At 35.7% G+C, this 21267-nt stretch carries 21 protein-coding genes; 17 read left to right on the top strand and 4 right to left on the bottom strand.

Going from position 1 to position 21267, the window contains the following annotated elements; genetic code table 11:
* The first annotated feature begins 98 nt into the window (after nucleotides 1-98).
* From ATZ35_RS02335 to ATZ35_RS02255, 17 genes are all read left to right on the top strand, one after another.
* Nucleotides 99-737, top strand: a complete 639-nt coding sequence (locus ATZ35_RS02335; RefSeq protein ID WP_208929279.1) for a nitroreductase family protein — start codon at nucleotides 99-101, stop codon at nucleotides 735-737.
* Between the two features lie 12 nt (nucleotides 738-749).
* Nucleotides 750-1115 carry a DUF1304 domain-containing protein gene (locus ATZ35_RS02330; RefSeq protein ID WP_208929276.1) on the top strand — a complete coding sequence of 122 codons (366 nt, stop codon included), beginning with the start codon at nucleotides 750-752 and terminating at the stop codon, nucleotides 1113-1115.
* Nucleotides 1116-1280: 165 nt separating this feature from the next.
* Complete coding sequence (locus ATZ35_RS02325) at nucleotides 1281-1877, top strand: nitroreductase family protein (protein ID WP_208929274.1); 597 nt, start codon at nucleotides 1281-1283, stop codon at nucleotides 1875-1877.
* Nucleotides 1878-1902: 25 nt separating this feature from the next.
* Nucleotides 1903-2748, top strand: coding sequence for a VOC family protein (locus ATZ35_RS02320; RefSeq protein WP_208929272.1), 846 nt, complete (start codon nucleotides 1903-1905; stop codon nucleotides 2746-2748).
* A gap of 816 nt (nucleotides 2749-3564) precedes the next feature.
* Nucleotides 3565-6012: a lectin-like domain-containing protein gene (locus ATZ35_RS02315; RefSeq protein WP_208929259.1), complete on the top strand. Its 2448-nt coding sequence runs from the start codon at nucleotides 3565-3567 to the stop codon at nucleotides 6010-6012.
* A 16-nt stretch (nucleotides 6013-6028) separates the two neighbouring features.
* Nucleotides 6029-6367, top strand: a complete 339-nt coding sequence (locus ATZ35_RS02310) for an LPXTG cell wall anchor domain-containing protein (RefSeq protein WP_010766090.1) — start codon at nucleotides 6029-6031, stop codon at nucleotides 6365-6367.
* Nucleotide 6368: 1 nt separating this feature from the next.
* The gene (locus ATZ35_RS02305) at nucleotides 6369-7157 is read left to right on the top strand and encodes a WxL domain-containing protein (protein ID WP_010766089.1); all 789 of its coding nucleotides are present in this window, start codon (nucleotides 6369-6371) and stop codon (nucleotides 7155-7157) included.
* Between the two features lie 28 nt (nucleotides 7158-7185).
* Nucleotides 7186-7959: a WxL domain-containing protein gene (locus tag ATZ35_RS02300; protein WP_208929256.1), complete on the top strand. Its 774-nt coding sequence runs from the start codon at nucleotides 7186-7188 to the stop codon at nucleotides 7957-7959.
* Between the two features lie 93 nt (nucleotides 7960-8052).
* On the top strand, nucleotides 8053-9117 hold the full coding sequence (locus tag ATZ35_RS02295) for a WxLIP family cell surface protein (RefSeq protein WP_208929253.1): 1065 nt from the start codon (nucleotides 8053-8055) through the stop codon (nucleotides 9115-9117).
* 104 nt (nucleotides 9118-9221) lie between these two features.
* A complete protein-coding gene (locus ATZ35_RS02290) occupies nucleotides 9222-9887 on the top strand; it encodes a hypothetical protein (RefSeq protein WP_208929250.1) in 666 nt (221 codons plus the stop codon).
* 28 nt (nucleotides 9888-9915) lie between these two features.
* A complete protein-coding gene (gene lepB, locus ATZ35_RS02285) occupies nucleotides 9916-10524 on the top strand; it encodes a signal peptidase I (RefSeq protein ID WP_010766085.1) in 609 nt (202 codons plus the stop codon).
* Between the two features lie 45 nt (nucleotides 10525-10569).
* Nucleotides 10570-11256, top strand: a complete 687-nt coding sequence (locus ATZ35_RS02280; protein WP_010766084.1) for a winged helix-turn-helix domain-containing protein — start codon at nucleotides 10570-10572, stop codon at nucleotides 11254-11256.
* A 655-nt stretch (nucleotides 11257-11911) separates the two neighbouring features.
* Nucleotides 11912-13429: an AcpB/EbpR/MafR family transcriptional regulator gene (locus tag ATZ35_RS02275; protein WP_208929247.1), complete on the top strand. Its 1518-nt coding sequence runs from the start codon at nucleotides 11912-11914 to the stop codon at nucleotides 13427-13429.
* A gap of 378 nt (nucleotides 13430-13807) precedes the next feature.
* The gene (locus ATZ35_RS02270) at nucleotides 13808-14452 is read left to right on the top strand and encodes a DNA alkylation repair protein (protein ID WP_208929244.1); all 645 of its coding nucleotides are present in this window, start codon (nucleotides 13808-13810) and stop codon (nucleotides 14450-14452) included.
* 6 nt (nucleotides 14453-14458) lie between these two features.
* Nucleotides 14459-15100 (top strand): ABC transporter ATP-binding protein, encoded by a 642-nt coding sequence (locus tag ATZ35_RS02265; protein ID WP_208929241.1) that lies wholly within the window; start codon nucleotides 14459-14461, stop codon nucleotides 15098-15100.
* Nucleotides 15097-15855: an ABC transporter permease gene (locus ATZ35_RS02260; protein WP_208929238.1), complete on the top strand. Its 759-nt coding sequence runs from the start codon at nucleotides 15097-15099 to the stop codon at nucleotides 15853-15855. The genes ATZ35_RS02265 and ATZ35_RS02260 overlap by 4 nt, the downstream gene beginning before the upstream one ends.
* A gap of 147 nt (nucleotides 15856-16002) precedes the next feature.
* The gene (locus ATZ35_RS02255) at nucleotides 16003-17403 is read left to right on the top strand and encodes a glycoside hydrolase family 1 protein (RefSeq protein WP_208930410.1); all 1401 of its coding nucleotides are present in this window, start codon (nucleotides 16003-16005) and stop codon (nucleotides 17401-17403) included.
* 53 nt (nucleotides 17404-17456) lie between these two features.
* Here the strand turns inward: ATZ35_RS02255 and ATZ35_RS02250 are convergent, their stop codons facing one another.
* The 4 genes from ATZ35_RS02250 to ATZ35_RS02235 form a co-directional block, all read right to left on the bottom strand.
* Nucleotides 17457-18179 (bottom strand): GntR family transcriptional regulator, encoded by a 723-nt coding sequence (locus tag ATZ35_RS02250; protein WP_208929235.1) that lies wholly within the window; start codon nucleotides 18177-18179, stop codon nucleotides 17457-17459.
* Between the two features lie 116 nt (nucleotides 18180-18295).
* The gene (celB, locus tag ATZ35_RS02245) at nucleotides 18296-19564 is read right to left on the bottom strand and encodes a PTS cellobiose transporter subunit IIC (protein ID WP_208929232.1); all 1269 of its coding nucleotides are present in this window, start codon (nucleotides 19562-19564) and stop codon (nucleotides 18296-18298) included.
* Between the two features lie 185 nt (nucleotides 19565-19749).
* Nucleotides 19750-20559, bottom strand: a complete 810-nt coding sequence (locus tag ATZ35_RS02240; protein WP_208929229.1) for a TPM domain-containing protein — start codon at nucleotides 20557-20559, stop codon at nucleotides 19750-19752.
* Nucleotides 20560-20565: 6 nt separating this feature from the next.
* Nucleotides 20566-21165 (bottom strand): LemA family protein, encoded by a 600-nt coding sequence (locus ATZ35_RS02235; protein ID WP_208929226.1) that lies wholly within the window; start codon nucleotides 21163-21165, stop codon nucleotides 20566-20568.
* Between the last annotated feature and the right edge of the window lie 102 nt (nucleotides 21166-21267).

Raw genomic sequence — 21267 nt, 5'->3', positions numbered from 1 at the left:
GATTATAACATAAACTTTCTACTTTACATATTGCTTAGAGCGTGCTATATTTTTAATGTTCGAAAATAATCGAACAACAGAAAGAGATGAGGGATATAATGGAAAACACATATAAAGAAAACAATTTTGAGACGATCATGAAAGGTAGAAGATCAATTCGTAATTACGATCCAACAGTTAAAATCAGTCGTGAAGAAATGGAACAAATCATCAACGATACAGTGAAAGCACCCTCTTCAGTGAATATGCAACCTTGGCGCTTTGTTGTTGTTGAAAGTGATGCAGGAAAAGATGTCTTAGCTCCTTTAGTTCGTTTTAATAAAGTACAAAATGAAACCTCTTCTGCTATGATCGTGATTTTTGGTGATTTAAATAGCTTTGAACATGCTGAAAAAATTTATGGTACGGCTGTTGAACAAAACCTAATGCCTCCAGAAGTAAAAGAGCGTCAATTAGAAGCACTGAGCCCTTTATTCGAGCATATGGCCACAGAAGATAAAAAAGAAATGGCCATTATCGACGGAGCGTTAGCTGCAATGAATTTAATGTTAGTTGCTCGTGCTTATGGTTATGATACCAATCCTATCGGTGGTTTTGAACGCGAAAAAATAGCTGAATCATTAGATATGGATAAAGAACGTTATTATCCAGTTATGATTGTGTCCATTGGTAAAGCCAATGAAGAAGGCTATCCGTCTTATCGTTTACCAGCAACTGATATCACAACGTGGAAATAGGAGGAGAAGACCATGCATATTGTTCCTTTAGTTTTAGCTGTGATCGTTGCAGTTGAACATTATTACATTTTATATCTAGAAATGTTTCAAACAACTTCACCTGCGGCACAACGTAGCTTTGGTCTGGATAAAGAATTTTTGGATGATCCAAGAGTGCAGACTTTATTCAAAAATCAAGGACTATATAACGGCTTTTTAGCTACAGGAATTTTATGGGGCGCTTTTTTTGCAGCAAACAGTTGGAGTGTTGTAATGTTCTTTATCCTTTGTGTGATTGTTGCAGCGGTATATGGCGGACTGACTTCATCTAAATCAATTTTGATAAAGCAAGGGATTCCTGCAATTATTACATTCATTACGCTACTAGTGTTTAAATAAACCGAAAAAGTTCAAGATAAGAAAGCCTTTATTTTAGGCTTTTTTTTTTTAGTGTGAAAAAAACTTATAAAAAGTAAGCCAAATCTCTTTACTTACTTTTAGTAAGACTATATACTGTAAAAGTGATCTAAAAAAATTAATGGAAAACGAAAAGGAGCAATACACATGACAGAATTTATTCAAGCTTTAAAAAAACGCCGTTCAATCTACTCTTTAGGAGATAATCTTCCACAATCACAAGAAGAAATCAAAGCCTTAGTCAAGGAAGTTGTTAGAGAAAGCCCAACATCTTTCAATTCACAAACACAACGTGTGGTTTTCTTATTCGGCGATGCGCATAAAAAATTATGGTCAATGACAGAAGAAGCGTTGAAACCTTTAACACCTGCAGAAGCTTTCCCAAATACACAAGCGAAATTACAAAGTTTTGCAGCTGGAACAGGGACATTACTTTTCTTCGAAGATATGGATATCGTGAAAAATCTACAAGAACAATTTGAATTATATGCGGATAACTTCCCAGTATGGTCAGAACAAGCAAGTGGTTTGACTCAAGCAAACGTTTGGACTGCATTAGCTCAAAAAAATATCGGTGCTAACTTACAACATTACAACCCAGTAATCGATGAAGCAGTAGCAAAAGAATGGTCTATTCCAAGTAGCTGGAAATTAAGAGCACAACTTGTTTTTGGTTCGATCGAAGCTGAAGCTGGCGAAAAAGAATACATGGAAGATAGCGCACGTTTCTTAGAATTTAACTAATTACGAGCAAATGGAGGAGAAATGTATGGTGTTTACATTACCGAAAACAACGATCGTAAAACAAGTGAAATTAAAAGTTAGAAATCTAGAAGCAATGATAGAATTTTATACGCATATGATTGGACTTGTTTTACTGAAAAAAGAAGGAAAGATAGCCTTCTTAGGTACACAAGATGCTTCTGAAGCCATTGTGGTTTTAGAAGAACTTGTTGATCCTGTGGTAAGTAACAAAACGACAGGATTGTATCATACGGCTTTTCTCTTACCTACTCGTAAAGATTTAGGCAATACGTTATTGTGGCTATTGCAAAACAAGATTGAAGTTGGTGCCGCTGATCATGGCTACAGCGAAGCTATCTATCTAACGGATCCAGAAGACAATGGGATCGAAATCTATCGGGATAAACCGATGACGGATTGGGATATTCGAGCAGATGGAGAAATCATTGGTGTGACGGAAGAGTTGGATGGAGATGGGGTTGTCGCAGAAGCGGATGGCAAGTGGTTAGGTATGGCGCCAGGCTCAAGAATCGGACATGTTCATCTACAGGTTGCAGATTTAGAGGAAACTGAGAAGTTTTATGAAAAACTTGGTTTTTCTTTGAAATCGAATTTCGGCAACCGTGCGAAATTCTTCGCAGCAGGCGAGTATCATCATCATATAGGGACGAACACTTGGAATGGCGAACATGTGGCTTTAATTGGTGAGAATCAGTTAGGCTTGGCGTGGTATACATTCCAGTTACTATCCAGAGATGCATTTGAGCTTTTGAACAAGCAGCTTGATGAAGCTTCTGTTGAATACGTGAAAGAACAAGAGCAAATCATGATAAAAGATCCAAACGGAATGCAGATTAAATTTGGGTATTAAATTATAAAGGTCAACTTCTTGATTGAGGTTGGCTTTTTTTTGATTTTGTGACAATTTGTTACTTCTCGATGGGATGATTCTGTTGTTACATGTCCCTCTACCACCTTTAACTTAAATTGAACAGAGTAATCCTAGCTTTTTCGACTATGGAGAAACTTTTCTTCAGCAAAAATTCATTATACACATCTATCTATTTCTTATTTATCTAGTACTTTCCCCCTATTTTTTGAGGCTGGTACTCATGAACTATTTTTAAGTCTAAATTCAAAGAAATATTTTGTTATACAAAAGAGCATATGAAAAAAACTCAAGAAAAGTGAAAAAACGATAGAAATAAGAAAAGTAAAAAAATGTTTTTTTTATGGATATATGCCTTTTTTTTTAATATGATTTTATACCGAAAAAGTCCAAAAAAAAGAAAAAAATAGTAAAATCTAGCATAATTAAACAGGGAATACTGCTTTTTTCAAAAAATGCTTCCACTCTTTACACAGATTGATCATTACTTTTCTTGAAAAAAAAGTATAATAAAAAAGTGGATTTCAAAAACATCTCATTTTTATCGTTGTAATCTCGTTAAATAATTGCGAAATGTTTTTTTATGTCAGCTATGTTGTTATTAAAACATATTTGAATAGCGGGCAAATTAAATAGTTCCTTATTAGACAGACTAACTACTCTTTCAAAAGAATTTTAAATAAGGAGGTGATTAGTGATTTTCGATTAATACAATGAGTGTCACATAGATGTTATTGGGTTATAGGTTATCCCGAAAGAAAAACCTAAATTTATTTTATGAGGAGGTGAAAATAAAAGATGTTAGGTAAAGTAAAAAAACTTATTTTTACGACTTTAGTTGTTGGTATAAGCTGTGTTCCATTAATAGCAGAGGCTTCAGACTATGTTCAACCACCTCATAGTATTCCTTTGGATCAGATTTTTGTCACTCCCAAAGGAGCTAATAGTTATGTTGAGGGAAATAATGTTGTGATTACAGACAAAAAAACGAATCAAATAGGTAGTATTTTTTCTACAGAGCTAAATAAAATGGATTTGACACAAGATTTTAAGTCAGAGATGTATTTGTATATTGACGGTGCAGCGGATGGTATGACTTTTGTCATGCATAACGATAAAAATGCTATATCAAATTTCTCAGGTCGGGTAGGTGAATATTTTGGAATCTATTCAGGTAGATATTATACTACTAACCCTTCTGCACTGGACGGAAAGCAACTCAAGAAAAGTTTTGCTATAGAGTTTGATAGCTACTATAACAATACGTCTAATGACAAGTATGTTCTTATCAATGATGGAAATGGCCATGTTGCATATAGTTTTCCAGATCAAAGAAGTTCATATATGCTTCTGCCAGCCTATGGCTTAGCTATTGAGCATTATGGATTGCAATATCCGAAATTTAAATTAGGTGATGCTCGTTGGCGATTGTTTAGTATGGAATGGAAAGCGTTTGATTCTTCTGGTAAAGGATATGTGACCTACGCTCTTGAAGGCTTGGATCCTGTAACAGCAGAGATTTCTAAAAGTACTTTTGGTACTGATAGTGTGTATTGGGGATTCACAGGTTCTACGGGTGAAGAATTTGAAAAAGCTGTTGTGGCGTTTAAATCAGTTCCAGGATTAGTAAATTACACCGAGAATGTTGAGTTTATGAATACTGAAGGGAAAAAAATCGAAAGTACTACCCAAGATTCAGAGGTGACCGTTCGTTATTCTGGGAAATATACAGGTGGTAAACAAAACATGATTCAACCAAGCTTTAAGTTTGCCTTGTCACCCAATCAAGTATACCAGCAAGGAACCTTTCTTTTGAATGGTATTTCTGTAACCCCAACGTATAGTAACAATGAGTTAGTTATTCCGTTGTCTAAAGATTTAACAGTTGGAGATCCCGTTGTTGATATTCAGTTTAAAGTAAAAGATACCGAGGTAACGGGTGATAAAAAGTTAACACTGACAGCACAAGCAGTTGCTGAAAACTTTATCTCAGATAAAGAGGCTGCTTACGATATCACGTATGATAAAACTGCACCAGTTGGAACGGGTAAATTGACGTTTATTGATATCGGGGACACAAAAGCAATCACGGAAGTTGCCGACTATAGTATCTTTTTATCCAACTATGAAGATGATTTTTCACCAAAAGATAAGATAAAGATCGATTTAACAACGGGACAAGATATAACAAATATTGTGAAAGCAGTCGGTTCAAGTAGTTTCCAAGTTACTCTTACAGATGAAAAAGGAAACGTACGTGACGTAACGATTCCAATTTTTATTCAAAATCAGGAAGTTGTTAAAAGCAGTCAATATATTATCTATGGAAAAGACTTTAGTGTTGGGGTAAAGGATTATCCTAAAACAGAAGCAGCACTGTTGACTCTGATTAAGGAGAAAGCCGAGTTACAACTGTGGGATTATAATGAAGTATCTGCAAATTCACTAGACAAAAATAAGTTGAATGTAACAATTGGGACATTACCGAAACCACCTGAACTTGCGGGCTTAGGCATCTATGAAGCAATCGTGTCTTATGGCGCAGACAGCGCAAAAGTAGACAAGACAATTCACGTTACTGTCACTCAAAGTTTTGCAACAGTAAAAATTTCTTTTGTCGATGAAAAAGATCAACCAATCATTGATGATCTATCCTTTGAAGCAGCGATTAATGATCGTATCGATTTAAGCCAAAATGTTCAAGTCCTTGAAAAACTTAGCGCAGTCAAAGGGATGAATTACATGTTAAACACACCGCCATTAGATGAAAAAGATCTCTTGGTTGTGCCAGAAGGAGTCACAAGGAAATATACCTTTAGAGGAACTTTGTTTATTGAGTCAGCCCCTAATGCAATTGATTTTGGGGATCAAAAAGTAAGTAGTAGAAATAAAAAATTCGACGATCCAAATTATGATCAACACTTAGTTATTTGGGACAACCGTTCATCATTAGGAACGTGGAAAATCACGTTAAAGCAATCACAAGATTTTAGTATTCCAGGGGATCCGTCAAACCGACTACCAAACGCCCTAAGCTACCAGACAACTAATGGAGAGAAAGTAATTTCGACAGAAGCCCAAGAAGTCTTCCGTTCAAAACACCAGTCTTCTGGAAAATATGATATTAGTGAAGAAACGTGGGGACCTGAAAAACAAGGGTTACGTCTGAATGTACCAGTCGGGTCTGTTAAACAAGTAGGAAAATACGAAACAACACTGACTTGGCAAATAGAAGAAGCCTATTAATGGAGGGAAGACTGTTATGAAAAAGCATCGAATTATTCGTTTTATTCTAATTCCTTTGATTTTTCTTGCCGTGTCTTTCGGTACGAATAATAGAGGCTGGGCAGCTGAGGAAGGTGGACAGGTACAGACAAACGCTGGGATCGTTTTAAAAAAATCTAATACTGAAACAGAACAGACAAGTGAATCAACCACAAATGAATCTTCAATTAGAGAGAAAAAGCCAGTGGGTCGGTTGCCGAATACAGGAGATTTAATAACAATCAGTTTTCTTTTCGCAGGTATTTTTTTAAGTATACTTGCAGCAATTTTTTTCTTTCTTAGGAAGAGGAGCATTGTGAAAGGAGAGCGTGATTGAGATGAAAAGAAAAACACTCATCAGTTACCTAATGTTGTTAGCTGTGTTTACAAGTCCACTAATAGCGAAAGCAGATGTTACTAATTATTCTGATAAAGGCACAATCGAATTTTATGGAAAACATCCAGTGCAAGTGATGGACCCAGAACGTCCAGGGACACCAGCTGATCCTGGGGAGAGCCCTAAGACAAATAATCTATTGCGTTTTGATTTTGTTCCTCAAATCGATTTTGGGGAAGCAAAAATGTCCAATCAAGATCAAACATATTATGGAAATGCGCAACTGTTCAAGGATGATACTGGCGCGCGAGGAAATTTTATTCAAGTGTCGGATTTTAGAAACGACAGTCCTGGTTGGACATTACAATTAAAACAAGAGACTCAATTTCAGAATATAGAAAAAGGTAAAGAATTAAAGGGTACGGTGTTATCGTTTGACCAATCATGGGCGAACTCAATAAATGATCCAGCAATGGCACCTACAGTATCTAAAGAAGTCATTCGGTTGTTGAATATCGGTGAAGTTTATAACTTAGCTGAAGCAAAACCAACTATGGGTGATGGAACTTGGGCGATTATCTTCGGTGCATCTGTGAACAATGATAAAAAACGACCAGATACACTAAAGCCAAAATTGGATGAACAGAACAATGCAATTGTAGATCCAAGGTTTAATAATCAGCCAATCTATGAGAACCAAGCTATCTCTTTATTTGTACCTGGTAAAGCAGCAAAAGAACCAGGAAACTACCAAACGGTGTTAACTTGGATATTATCCGAGCTACCATAAATAAACCAAATTTTAGGAGGAAACACACATGAAATTAACACACAAATTATGCGCAGCTACGCTATTAGCAGTATTAGGAGCAGCGGTAGCATTACCAAACGCTGTTCAAGCGGCAGAGGATCCATTGAACTGGAGCGGAAAAGGAACAATTAAATTTACTGAAGATGACGGTGGGGATAACACTATCGATCCAACAGACCCAACAAAACCGATCGATCCTGAAAATCCAATTACAGAGCCAACTGTTAACCCAGCTAAAGGGCCATTAAAAGTGATTGCCGTAACTGATTTGAATTTTGGTGATAATAAAGTAGCGCCAGCTTCTGGTAATGGATGGGAATATACAGCCCAAGCAGCTGAAATTGTATACAAAAATGGAACAAAAGTAGTAAGTCCAAACTTTGTCCAATTTAAAGATACGCGTGCAGATAACCAACCCAATAAACACACAGTGACAGCAAAAGCGACAAAATTTACAAACACAGAAAAACAAGAATTAAAATCAGCTCAATTAAAATTTGGTCATGTGAAACTAATCAATGCAGCAGATCAAAATCAAGTGAACGCTGCAGGAGTTCCTGCAACACAAGTTGTTGAAACCGATGGGACAACACCAACAACCTTTGTTACACAAGATGCAGCAGATAAAGGATTCGGTCAATTTATCCTACAATTTGGAGATAAGGCCGATAGTACTGAAGCAGATTCTGTAAAATTATGGGTTCCTTCAGCAGGCAATAAATTATCAACAAGCAGTGGCTATTCTTCAACAATCACATGGACAATCGCTGACGCAAGATAATCTAAGTTACACGTAAAAGTAAAATGAAGTGTAAGAACAAGTCCGCCATTAGTGGCGTACTTGTTCTTAATATAAAAAGAAAGGCAGTATGGCATGAAAAAAAGAATCTTAACGTGGTTGGCAATTATTCTATACATAGGGATGAACAGTACTTTTTTATTCACAACGGGATTAGCAGCAGAAGATGACGGTAGTGGTTTCACATATAAAGTAATTCAGCCAGAAAATCAACATAATAAGGAAGTTGGTTATTACGACCTAAAAATGACACCAGGTCAAGAGCAAACAGTCACAATCAAAATGAATAATAGTTCCTCAGAAGAAATCACCGTAGAAGTCGCATTGAATAGTGCTAAAACCAATACAAACGGTGTCATCGAATATGGCCCTTCAAAACTAGAGAAAGATAAGTCGCTAAAATATGATTTTGCAGATCTCGTAAAAGGCGAAAAAACGGTTAAAATTCCAGCTAACCAAAGTATCGATTATAAATTAAATATAAAAATGCCGGATTCCCAATACGACGGAGTGATTTCTGGTGGTATCTACATGATCCAAAAAGGCCAAACAGAAAGCCAAGAAGCGATGATCAAAAATGAATACGGCTATTTAGTTGGGATGATTTTAACGGAAACAGACGCAGTGATAACGCCAGAGTTAAAACTTAATACAGTATTCGCAGAGCAGCAGAATTACCGCAACGCAGTATTTATCAATTATTCAAATGTAACACCTGTCTACCTTGATGATATGACTGTAGATGTTCAAGTCATGAAAAAAGAGTCGGATGAAGTATTATATGATACCAAGCAAAATAAAATGAGAATGGCACCAAACTCGCAAATTAATTTTCCTGTGTTGATGAATGGCGAGAAAATGCAAGCTGGGGACTATCGCGCTCATATTTTAGTTACAGCGGAAAATAATGGTAAGTGGGAATGGGAGCAAGAATTTAAAATCACGGATGAAGAAGCTGATAAATTTAACCAAGAAGATGTCAGTTTACTGCAAGAAAGTCGAGTGAATTGGATGACGATCATTTTGATCGTGTTGGGTGTTTTAGGTATCGTTGTGATCTTATTTTTTGTAGTTCGCTTCTTTAGAAAAAAGAACAAGAAGAAAGCTAGGAAGAAAAAGAAATCAGGTAAAAAAAGATAGTGTAATTAAATAACGTTAAACGAACAACGTTGTTTAGTGATTAAAAAAATGGCAGCTTAAAAGCAGGCAATTGCTAAAACTGCCAATCTTTGGGGGATAGAAAAATGTCGATACTAGATTGGCTATTCATTGGGATACTTTCAACGGCTATCCTCTGTATTATTTTCTCGATCGTTTGTTTGATTTCTTATTTTTTAACAAAAAAAGAGCGTCTAAAGATAAAACAACGTCGACCGAAAAATAGGAAAAAGCGCAGAATTCTTAAAAAAAAAGTGCATATGTTAATGAAAAAAGGTAAAAAACAAATTCAATTAGGGCTAACATTCTTACTTTTAGGCATAGCCTTAGCAGGTGGAGCTGCCTTTTCCCGCTACCACCAAGCAACAAATTTAGGAGATCGTGATTCAGATGGCATTGTAGAAGGTTACTATTTATTAAATAAGACATTCGAACAATTAGAATCGATCGAAGGGACACAAAATGTTGAGAAAACGAGAAAAAACATGCGGGAACTAGCTGCTAAACTATCAGGTTTTGGCATTCGCTACGCTGACCCCAGATTAACGGTAGAAGGACAACAGCTACTAAACCGATACTATTCGCAGATGAAGGAACTGGGATTGAATCTGAACAATCAATCAGTCGAAAGCCTGCAAGAAAAAACAACCTATGAAAATTACTTAGCAGATATCAAAAAAGTTCAAACAATCCAGAAAAAAGTGTTTACCTATTTCAATGTGAATGAAACGGCACTAAAACAAAAGAAATAAAGGATTTAAGGAATGATTGTGAGGCTAAATGAGTAATAAAAAAATATCTAATAATAGGAGAAAACGTAGGAAGAAAAATAAGAAAAAACACTTTCTTCAAGAAATCAGTAAAGAACTTGGGATAACATTGTTGATTGTGTTGTTGTTATTATTCGTTTTATCTAAAGTGATCTTTGTGTTGCCTAAAAATGAAGGCTATGGCATGCGGGAAGCACTCAATGACGGAGACCGTGTTTATGTTGATCGCCTAGGTAAGCCAAAGCGTTTCTCGCTGATTTATTTTAAGCAGCCAAATGGAAAGGGGACTTCAATTCGTAGGGTCATAGGCTTACCGCAAGAACAAGTCAGTTACCGTAATGACGAACTTTATATTGATGATCGGTTGGTTGTAGAGCGTTTTTTTCAGAGAAAGTTGGCACAAGCAAAAATAGAAGATGAAGTAATTACTGAGGATTTTGATTCAACTGATATATTAGAAACAAAAGATGGGATAATTCCGAAAGGGAAGTATCTCGTACTTGGAGACAATCGTCATTATGCCACTGATAGTCGTTACTATGGTTTGGTTGATGAGCGAGCTGTGATAGGGATTGTGGAATTACGCTGGTGGCCATTTTACCAGATTAGAGCTTACTAAAGTAGCGATAAATCAAAAGAAAAAATTTCTATTGGAGGGGTAGACATGTATCGTATTGGCGTAGTAAATTTTGAAGGAGCAACAACGGAATGGGAACAGTTACAAGCGGTCATACCAAATGAATGGGAATTAATTCAGATTGATAATGATAACAAGACCTTTTGTGATTTGATCATTTTAATAGAAAATAGCTTAGAACAAGTTGGTGAAGTTTGCGGACAGTTGATACAAGTAAAAAACGAAGCAGATTCATTGATTTGGGTGTGGTCTGCATTTCAAAATGAGATGAATCGAATAGTGTATTTGAAACTAGGAGCAGATGGTGTAAAAACAGAGAGTTTGAAACTAGAAGAATGGCAGTTGATCGTCTCTAATTCGTTAAAACGAAAAAGGGTAACGGTAAAATTAGAGCCTGAAAGAACAGTACAAGAACATAGTTGTGAGGGAATTATTTTAAATCATAGAAATAGAAGTGTCATTATGAATGAGAATGAAGAGGTTCAATTAACTAATCTTGAGTATAAAGCCATGGAATTACTGTATAAAAATATTGGTAAAACCGTTACTTATGAAGAGATGTACAAAGTAATTTGGGAAGAGGAGAACAAAGAACGAAATTTTTATCGTATCAGCAATTTAATTTTTCATATCCGGCAAAAATTTGAACAAGAGATCGGTACCGCAGAAACAATTCGTACGGTGCGGTCAAAAGGGTATATATTGAATGTTTGAGTAAAAAACTAGCATAGATACTTACTTGACTCTTTGGAAAATAGTCCGCTATAAAAAAACTAAAGTGAATAGTTGATTATTTCTAATGGTATTTATTCTTCAATTTTAGAGTAACACAAATAAGCCTAGCTAGCTGCATAGAAAAAAATTAGGCGCCAGTTTTAGCAGATAATTTTACTTCATAAAGTTTATCTGTTACCCAAATTGCGAAAATGATACTCACCAATTTGAGATTAACAACATCAATATGGGATGTTCTGCGATGGGTAATAAGCAGATAACGTAGGATTTCTTTGAAAAGCAACGAAAGCAGTCTAACAAATAACTAGATATAAATAAGGTGAGTCTCTTTTGGAAAGATGATTTTTAGTACCTAAAAAATAACTAGATTTATGGATAGAGGTATCTAGTTCTGAGAAAACGGAGTTGATTGGATCGTTCCAAACTGAGGAATAGTTTCAATGTATAACATGTTAACTTCATCAGCAACAGACTAAATTCTAGTAATTGTTGTAAGAAAATTTTCTTGTCTTTACACAATCATAGTCATTTCTTACTCTATTTGATGGAGTTATTTTTCAAAGAGCTAAATTTGTTCTAAAAGTAATAATTAATAATAATAAGTTTCCAGCACATATTAAGGGGATAATTGTTCATGAAAGTACTACTAAATAAGGAATTTGTCTTTCGCTTAGAGATATTAAATAGCTTTCCACGAGGGAATAATATGGTTATGTCTATTTCGGATTTCACAAACAAATTATCGAAAGACAGACGAACTATTATCAAAAACCTAAAGTCTTTAGTAAATGATAGTAAACAATTAGAGTGTGAAAAATACATATCTATTGTTTTAAATGATGATAATACGTTGACTGTGACGGTTGCACAGGATTTCGATATCAATTACTTTCTACTTTATTATTTGGAAAAGTCGATTTTATTTAATCTTTGTCTTGAAATTTACAATAGTACTTTCTTTGATTTACATAGTTTTGCGACAAAGTATTTTTACAGTTACTCGACTGTTTATCGACAAACAAAAAAACTAAACCAAATTTTACAGCAATACAATTTAAGTTTAGATTTAAAAACGTCTAATAGTATCGTGGGTAAAGAACAGAACATTCGGTTTTTTTACTTCACATTATTTTGGGAATCTTACAAGGTATTAAAATGGCCATTCGAGGAAATTGAATTTAATAAACTAAAAGAGGTAATTGAAAAAAGTGACGAGGAACTAAAAACTTTTTTAGCAAAGCCAAACATGGTAATTATTTGGCTTGCGGTCACATTGTCCCGTATCGACAAGGGCTATTTCATTACTGAAGAATATGAATTTAATGAGCCAGCTTTTCCTATGCTCTCCAAAGAACAATTTTATTCTCTTTTTTTTGGTTTTTCTAAAGATTTTCAGATTTTATTGACGCTAGATGAGGAAACTTGGCATTATGAAGCCAACTTTTTATATTTTTCGCTCATTACAAGCCAAATCTATCCATTAAAACAAATTTCAACTTTGAAATTAACTGCCTTTTCTGGATTAAAAATAAATACTGCTACTTTGATTACTGAAAAATGGATAGAGAGATTTATGGCTGAACTCGAGATTGCTTTAGATGTTAATGAATATTTTTATCTTTATTACAATTTACTTTCACTCCATAGTAGATATTTGTATTTACCTGGTCCTGTGGAAACGGTCCCTTGTTTTACGAATACGTCTTATGGGAAAATAGATTTATTTATCGAGTATAAACTTATTCTATCTTTTTTGGATACGCTCTTTTCTGTTACTATTATAGAGCCTTTATATGCTCAAAAAGATGCGCTATGTACGTTCTATTTGCTACTTATTTCGGAATTAATGAAAAGTAAACGTCCAGCTTTAAATATTGCGCTCTATTCTCACTCTAGTGTGTTTCAAAAAGAATTTTTTGAAGAGATGTTGATTAAGAACCTTTCATTTCCAGTGACTTTCCTACCTTACACTTCTAACAAGGTTGACTTTTTGGTTACGGATGTTAGCTTGACTAGATGGCTAAAAAAAGATATCCCTACTTTTGTTTGGGATTCAACGATTGATCAAGAAAAAATTAATCGACTCACTACATATCTAGATACAATTTACACCCAAAAATATAAAATGAAGATTAGATATCCTCATACTTAAATATGAAAAAGCATTTATATACAGAGTCATCAAGTGGATTCCAAAGATAGAGAAATTTTTTATTTAGAGAAAGTGAATTTTGGAAAGAAGATAAGTATTTGTAAAAGGAACTTGATAGTTTAAGGGCAACAGCGATGCTTTTGGTAGAAAAGAGTTAAACTCCGAGAGCTAAGTAGACACTGTGTAGCATCATACTGTAGACAAACTTCTAAATCGGGAGTTTTGTTTACAGTTTTTTTGTTTTATACTAATTATATAAACTATTTTAGGAGCGATTCTTTGGTAGTGAGTGAATAGCATGAAGACAAGCAAACTGTCAGAAAATATAGTTGAACTGATTTTTTCTCAAAGTAACCAGAAAAGTGAAAGGAGCATAAAATGACGTTAGAAGAAGAGTTGAAAGAAATAGCCAACGTTCCTAATGGATTTAAACCAATGGAACACTTAGCCGATTCACTTGAAAAAGAGCGGACAGAAAAGGAATTAGAGGAGCTAGCATTTACGTTATATGCATCTGAAATTTATCAAATACGAATGGTTGCTGTTTTTCTGTTTGGAAAGCGTGCATCAAACAATCGTGAGGTATTAAATTTCTTGAAAAAGAATGTCTCAAAAGATGACAATTGGCGAGTGCAAGAAATTTTAGGGATGGCATTTGATCATTTTTGTAAAGAAATAGGCTATGAAGAAGCGCTAGTGACGATAAAAGAATGGTTAAACTTTGAAAATAGTAATACTAGAAGAGCTGTTTCAGAAGGGTTAAGAATTTGGACGAGCCGTCCTTATTTTAAAGATAATCCTGATAGTGCTATCCGTTTGCTGTCAACACTTAAAAATGACGACAGTGAATACGTCAGAAAATCATGCGGAAATGCGCTAAGGGATATCAGTAAAAAATATCCTGAAAAAATTATGGATGAATTATCGTTATGGCAAGGTAGTAAGGAAGAGCTTCAAATAGAAAAAATTATTTTTAAAAATAAGAATTTAGGACATTTTCTTAATAACAATCAAAAGGAATGATTAAACTTGTTAAAAACTGAACATATCTCTTTTCAACACCAAAAACAATTAATCCTAAACGATATCACCACATCGTTTGAAAAAGGCAGCCACACAACCATCACAGGACCATCCGGCAGTGGGAAAAGCACTTTACTCAAGATCTTAGCGTCCTTGCTAACACCAACTAAAGGAAAGATATGCTTCAAAGATCAAGACATTGAAACGCTAACTCCAGAAAATTACCGCATGCAGGTTTCCTACTGTTTTCAACAACCTTCACTATTTGGCGAAACCGTACGGGATAATTTTATGTTTCCTTATGAAGTACGTAAAAAAGAATTTCAAGAAAGTCATGTATTGAACTTGTTAAAAGAAGTCAAACTACCTGAAAGTTATCTTGATAAAAAAATCACTGAATTATCAGGGGGTGAAAAACAACGTGTAGCTTTGATCCGCAATGTGATTTTTCTACCTGAAGTGTTACTGTTGGACGAAGTGACAGCGGGGTTAGATGAAGAGAGTAAAGCAATTGTTAATAACTGGTTACTGCAACTAAATCAGGAGAAAAACATTACACTGATTCGCGTAACGCATGATCCAGAGGAGATTGCCCAAGCCACGATCGTTAAAAAAATCGTAGCAGGTAGATTGGAGGAAACTGAATGAACTTAGCCGTGAATGATTTGTCGCTTTTATTTGCTGGAATGCTAGTGATAGTAGCATTACTGATCAGTTATAAAGAAAAATTAGGTTTTACCAAGGATATCATTATTAGTGTGTGTCGAGCGATCATTCAACTTGTTTTAGTTGGGTATCTCCTTAAATATGTTTTTCAACTAGATAATGTGATTTTGACCATCGTCATGGCTGGGATCATTATTGTTAATGCCGCGTTAAATGCGGGGAAACGTAGCAATCATTTGAAAAATGGTTTTTGGATTTCATTATTAGCGATTTCTTGTAGTACGGGAGTGACGATCGGTGTCTTAGTTTTATCAGGTGCAATTCGTTTTATTCCTTCGCAAATCATTCCCATCAGTGGGATGATTGCAAGTAATTCAATGATTGCGATTGGCTTATGTTATCGAAATATGGATAGTTTGTTCCATGATCAAAGGCAAGCTGTGCTTGAAAAATTGGCGTTAGGTGCAGATATTAAGTTAGCTTCTCGTTCAATTGTTAGAGCAAGTATCCGAACGGGGATGGCACCGACGATTGATTCCGCCAAAACAGTTGGTATCGTTAGTTTACCTGGGATGATGTCTGGACTGATTTTTGCTGGAGTCGATCCAGTACATGCAATCAAGTATCAGATTATGGTAACGTTTATGCTACTTTCGGCAACTAGTATTGGCTCGGTTATTGCAACTTATTTAGCTTATAAAGAATATTATAATGAGCGCAAACAATTGATTCTTTAATAAATTTGTTAAAAAGATAAGATGAAATCAGTCTTGTCTTTTTTTGTATGTTTTTTAAATTAAAAGTATAGACATTTGTCGTTTTTGGCTTTATAATGATGGGGAATACGAGGATTGAAAAATAATTCGATGAAAGTAGGGACCGTTATGCAACGAACATTTAAAGAGGATTTTTGGTGGGGTGCTGCGACATCAGGACCACAAAGTGAAGGGCGATTTAATAAAAAACATGCGAATATGTTCGATTATTGGTATGAAATTGAGCCAACAGATTTTTATGATCAAGTAGGACCGGATGTTACCTCTAATTTTTACAACAGCTATAAAGAAGATATTGCGTTGATGAAAGAAATTGGGTTAAATAGCGTTCGGACATCGATCCAATGGACACGTTTGATCGACGATTTTGAAACAGGAACGGTCAATGAAGAAGCTGTTCGTTTTTATAATGATGTGATCGATGAGTTTATTGCAGCGGGAATCAGACCTGTCATGAACTTACATCATTTTGATTTGCCTGTGGAATTGTATCACAAATATGGTGGTTGGGAATCAAAACATGTGGTTGATTTATATGTGAAATTTGCTGAAAGATGCTTTGAGCTATTTGGCGATCGTGTCAAAGACTGGTTTACACATAATGAGCCAATCGTTGTGGTTGAAGGAGAATACTTACACCAATTTCACTATCCCAAAATCGTTGATGGAAAAAAGGCAGTTCAAGTAGCGTATAATTTGAATTTAGCTTCTGCAAAAGTAATCCAAGCGTTCAGAAAAATGGGCTTGCAAAACGATGGGGGAAGAATTGGGATCATTTTAAACCTAACACCGACTTATCCAGCTTCTGATAGTCCAGAAGATTTAGCTGCAGCGAATAGTGCAGAGTTATTTAATAATCGGATGTTTTTAGATACGGCTGTTCATGGGGAATTTCCGCAAGAGTTGGTTGAGTTATTCAGAAAAGATGGTGTCCTTTGGGAAAGTACACCAGAAGAATTAGCTTTGATCAAAGAGAATACGATCGATGTATTGGGTGTTAACTTCTATCATCCTAATCGTGTAAAAGCACCTGATATTGCACCAAATAGTGTTGGTGCTTGGTTACCGAATCGCTATTTTGATGAATACAATATGCCAGGACGTCGCATGAATATTGATCGAGGCTGGGAAATCTATCCAAAAGCGTTATATGATATTGCTATCAATATTCGTGATAATTATAAAAATATTCCATGGTTTGTTTCTGAAAATGGTATGGGGATTTCAGGCGAGGAACGATTTATGAATGAAGTAGGTGTTGTCGAAGACGACTATCGTATTGATTTTATTCGGGAGCATTTAGAATGGGTTCATCAAGGGATCGAAGAAGGATCGAACTGTTTTGGCTACCATTTATGGACACCAATCGATTGTTGGTCTTGGGCGAATGCCTATAAGAACCGCTACGGCTTTATCTCTACCAATATCCATACGCAAATCAAGACAATCAAAAAATCTGGGCATTGGTTTAAAACAGTTGCTCAAACCAATACCCTAACCGATAAATAAAAAGAAAAATGTGAAGCAAAACGAGACATCTGTTTTGCTTCACATTTTTTAAACTAGGCATAATCAACATTTAAAATAGAATAGCTTCTTTGGTCATATCGGTTTCGACTACATGAAAACTCAATAGGACGTCCATTCTTTGAATAAACCACTTGTTGTACTTCAAGCACAGGGTCATCTTTTTTACAATTAAGATATTGTTGATCGTATTCATCAGATTTATCTGCTTGAATATTTCGGTAAGCACCCGCAAAATCGAGAGATAATTGTTCTTTAATATACGTATAAATAGAGTCTTTCAAGATATCAGTTGTTAGACCTGGCACCAAGTCGCAAGGCATATACGTATGCTCTAAAATAAACGGCTCATCTTCAAGAATTCTAAGACGAATAATTTTATAAACTGGCTGTTCTTCAGAAATGGCTAAACGTTCTTGGACTTCTTTTGAAGGAAATTCAACTTCAAATAAAATGACCTGGCTCTTTAATTTTTTATGGCGATCGTGCATTTGCTTGCTAAGTCCATCATATTCATTGGCTGGTGAGGTATCTTTGTCCCAAAATGAACGATTTAATACTTTGGTACCAGAACCTCTTTGCGAGTATAAGAGACCTTCCATAACTAAAATGCCGATTGCTTTTTTGACAGTCATTCGGCTCACATCAAATTCTTTTACTAAATCTGTTTGGTTTGGAATCAGAGTATCTGTTTTATACACATTATTTTTTATCCGTTCACGCAAGGTATCTGCGATTTCTTCATATTTTGGCTTCATATCGTTACAACCTCCTCATATGTATTGTAACTGATTATGAATGTATAGACAATTGAGAGTTTGAAACAAGAGTGTTAGTTTTTGCTCTCGATGTTTAGTAGAAAAAGAAAGCACGATTAAATCGCACTTTCTTTTTCTTTATCTAATAAACGTAGGAATGGGAACCAAAGTAGACCGACAATAAGTAAATCGACAAGTTGCAATAGACCACCTAGGATCGAATTCGTTGCTAACATGCCGCTAAAGAAAATCGGAACAGTCCACGGAACGGACACACCAGTTGGAGGTGGAACGATCCCCGCTGCCATCACAAGATAATTAAGGACCGTAACAATCAAAGGTGCTATGACCCAAGGAATCAAAATCGTGGCATTTAAAACAATCGGTAACCCAAAAATCACAGGTTCATTTACATTGAAAATTCCAGGGGCTAAACTTAATCGACCGATATCTCGGTATTGTTTTTTTTTCATGACAAAAGCCATGATCAAGATAACAGCTAATGTCATACCAGAGCCACCAAGTCCTACAGTGAATGTTTCCATAAACGGTTTTGTAATGATATGGGGTAATTTTTCGCCTGCTTTGTAGGCGTCTAGATTTTCTAACATCAAGGTATTCCAAATCGGGTCCATTACAGAATTCACAATGATTTGCCCATGCAAACCAAAGAACCATAAGAATTGCACAAAGAATAGAGCGATCAAAGTTGCGGGTAGACTACTGCCTAAACCAACTAATGGTTTTTGAATCACATCATAAATAACGTCATGAAGGTTCGTGTTGAATAGACCAGTAACGATTGCATTGATAATTAGAAAAACAGATAAAGTTAAAATAGCGGGAATCAGTGCAGCAAATGATTTCGCCACAGCAGGCGGAACCCCATCAGGCATTTTGATTTGCCAGCCTTTTTTAGTTATTCTACAGTAAATCTCAGCGGCTAAAAACGCAGCGATCATCCCGATAAACATCCCTTTAGCACCTAAGCGATCTAAGGATAAGACCCCAGAAACTTCAGTACCATCTTCAAGTGTCATCACAAAAGGTGTCAAAAGTAAGAAACTAGCAAACGAAACGGCGCCGCCAAAAATCCCTTCAACATCATACGATTTAGATAAATAATAGCCAATACCAAACGTAACAAATACAGCCATGATGCTCATTGTTGCATTTTGACCGTTACCAAATAAAGAAGAAAGAGTCCCTTTCGTAGCATCATTGAAAAAAGGTAAGTTATTGATGACGACGATGATTGATCCGAACATTGTTAATGGAAATGAAAGCATAAATGCATCTCTTAATACAGCGAGATATCTGTTTTGCCCTAGTTTATTAGCGAGCGGCATGATTTTTTCTCCAAGAGAATCCATAAAACCATTCATAATAATCAGTCCTTTACATTCTATTTGTAATCGATTACAAATAGAATATACCATCTTATTTTTAAAAAGTATATACTTTTGTTTTGGAAAGATTGGTTTTGACGGGAGGACACAAAAAGAAGCAAAACCTATACAGATTTTGCTTCTTTTTTGTTTCTATAGCTTTTGAGTGAGAGCTTCTAATTCTAAATGCTGGCGCCTCCGCCTCCAGAGGAACCACCACCACCAGAGAAGCCACCGCCACCACCGAAGCCGCCACCTCCACTTGAAGAGCCGCCGCCAAAACCGCCGCCCCAATACCAAGGACCTCCGCCACGGCCACCGCGACCGCCACGACCTCCAAAAAGTATAAAAGGAAGGACAATGAGAAGAACGAAGAAAATGCTGAAAAAGCCTTCTCCATCAGAGCTATCATCTGAGGACACTTGGTCTATTTCATCGTCTGATAACGCATTTTGATCAGCAGGATAGCCATAATGTTTATCGATCAAAGTAGTGACTGCTTTAAATGTATATTGCAGCCCTTTATTGATCGAAGTGTTATCACTAGATTTCAGGTCATCTTTGGCGTGTTGCAAAATATTTCCAGCAATACTATCTGTGATTACATCTTCCAAGCCATAACCGACTTCGATTCGGACATTCCGATCGCCATCATTAACTGCATAAAGAATTAAAACGCCATTATCTTCTTTTTGATTACCAATTTTCCATTTTTTAAATAAATCGGGTGCATAACTATCAATACTGTCACCGTCAGTCGAGTCGATTACAGCTAAAACAACTTGTGGTGCTTCTGTTTTTTCCTTGTATAGCTTACCTTTTTGCTCGACTAAATTTTTAGTTGTGTCATCAAGGATTCCTGGCTGATCTAAATAAAAATAATCTGGTGAAGCTGGTAATGATTCAGCCAATGCAGTTGTTTGAAAGCTGACGAAAAAGGTGACAAGAAATAACAATACGCCAGATAATAAACTACGTCTAAACCATTTCATGGTTCATCACTTCCCACTGGATGAACTAGTTGAATTATCAAAATTCACGGAAGGTACAGTGCTAGCTGTTGGATCAGCTTTAAAGTAATCCTTCTTACCTAGACCCATCATATTTGCAAAGATATTTTTAGGGAAAGAAACTACTTGTTCGTTGTATTCTTTCACGACTTCATTGTAACGTTTACGTTCAACCGAGATACGGTTTTCAGTGCCTTCTAATTGTGTCATTAATGTTTGCACATTATCATTTGATTTTAGTTCAGGATAATTTTCATTGATGACATTGATCAACGTCCCTACAGATTGATCCAACTCTTGACTGGCTTTGATTTTATCTGAATCATTGTTAGCAGAACCATAAGCCTCACGAGCTTTAGCAATATCACCAAAGACTTTTTGTTCTTGCTGCATGCTGCCCTTTACGCTGTTGACTAAGTTTGGCACGAGATCGGCCCTACGCTGCATCACGTTTTCTACTTGACTCCATTGAGACTCTACTGATTGTTCTTTTTTTGCTAATCCGTTGTATTGACTGACCCCGAAAACGCCTAATAAAACAATGACGATTACAGCGATCAAGCCAAATCTTGTTTTGTTGTTTTTCATGTCTTTTCCTCCTAAAATTTGAAAACTGAGTGAGCTCGTGAAACGAGCCTTTTAAACTCGATGTAATGATATTGTAATGTTTCTGCAATGTTTTGACATCCA

Origin of the sequence: Enterococcus rotai, assembly GCF_001465345.1 — a bacterium.
Lineage (GTDB): Bacteria > Bacillota > Bacilli > Lactobacillales > Enterococcaceae > Enterococcus_L > Enterococcus_L rotai.
This window is presented reverse-complemented; position numbering and strand designations above follow the sequence as displayed.

Bases quoted from the DNA above. Each gene is read 5' to 3' on its own strand.
- ATZ35_RS02305 (WP_010766089.1), top strand. From the start codon at position 6,369: ATGAAAAGAAAAACACTCATCAGTTACCTAATGTTGTTAGCTGTGTTT.
- ATZ35_RS02300 (WP_208929256.1), top strand. From the start codon at position 7,186: ATGAAATTAACACACAAATTATGCGCAGCTACGCTATTAGCAGTATTA.
- ATZ35_RS02290 (WP_208929250.1), top strand. From the start codon at position 9,222: ATGTCGATACTAGATTGGCTATTCATTGGGATACTTTCAACGGCTATC.
- ATZ35_RS02310 (WP_010766090.1), top strand. From the start codon at position 6,029: ATGAAAAAGCATCGAATTATTCGTTTTATTCTAATTCCTTTGATTTTT.
- ATZ35_RS02255 (WP_208930410.1), top strand. From the start codon at position 16,003: ATGCAACGAACATTTAAAGAGGATTTTTGGTGGGGTGCTGCGACATCA.
- ATZ35_RS02330 (WP_208929276.1), top strand. From the start codon at position 750: ATGCATATTGTTCCTTTAGTTTTAGCTGTGATCGTTGCAGTTGAACAT.
- ATZ35_RS02235 (WP_208929226.1), bottom strand. From the start codon at position 21,165: ATGAAAAACAACAAAACAAGATTTGGCTTGATCGCTGTAATCGTCATT.
- lepB (WP_010766085.1), top strand. From the start codon at position 9,916: ATGAGTAATAAAAAAATATCTAATAATAGGAGAAAACGTAGGAAGAAA.
- ATZ35_RS02260 (WP_208929238.1), top strand. From the start codon at position 15,097: ATGAACTTAGCCGTGAATGATTTGTCGCTTTTATTTGCTGGAATGCTA.
- celB (WP_208929232.1), bottom strand. From the start codon at position 19,564: ATGAATGGTTTTATGGATTCTCTTGGAGAAAAAATCATGCCGCTCGCT.
- ATZ35_RS02250 (WP_208929235.1), bottom strand. From the start codon at position 18,179: ATGAAGCCAAAATATGAAGAAATCGCAGATACCTTGCGTGAACGGATA.
- ATZ35_RS02320 (WP_208929272.1), top strand. From the start codon at position 1,903: ATGGTGTTTACATTACCGAAAACAACGATCGTAAAACAAGTGAAATTA.
- ATZ35_RS02315 (WP_208929259.1), top strand. From the start codon at position 3,565: ATGTTAGGTAAAGTAAAAAAACTTATTTTTACGACTTTAGTTGTTGGT.
- ATZ35_RS02295 (WP_208929253.1), top strand. From the start codon at position 8,053: ATGAAAAAAAGAATCTTAACGTGGTTGGCAATTATTCTATACATAGGG.
- ATZ35_RS02270 (WP_208929244.1), top strand. From the start codon at position 13,808: ATGACGTTAGAAGAAGAGTTGAAAGAAATAGCCAACGTTCCTAATGGA.
- ATZ35_RS02280 (WP_010766084.1), top strand. From the start codon at position 10,570: ATGTATCGTATTGGCGTAGTAAATTTTGAAGGAGCAACAACGGAATGG.
- ATZ35_RS02335 (WP_208929279.1), top strand. From the start codon at position 99: ATGGAAAACACATATAAAGAAAACAATTTTGAGACGATCATGAAAGGT.
- ATZ35_RS02240 (WP_208929229.1), bottom strand. From the start codon at position 20,559: ATGAAATGGTTTAGACGTAGTTTATTATCTGGCGTATTGTTATTTCTT.
- ATZ35_RS02325 (WP_208929274.1), top strand. From the start codon at position 1,281: ATGACAGAATTTATTCAAGCTTTAAAAAAACGCCGTTCAATCTACTCT.
- ATZ35_RS02275 (WP_208929247.1), top strand. From the start codon at position 11,912: ATGAAAGTACTACTAAATAAGGAATTTGTCTTTCGCTTAGAGATATTA.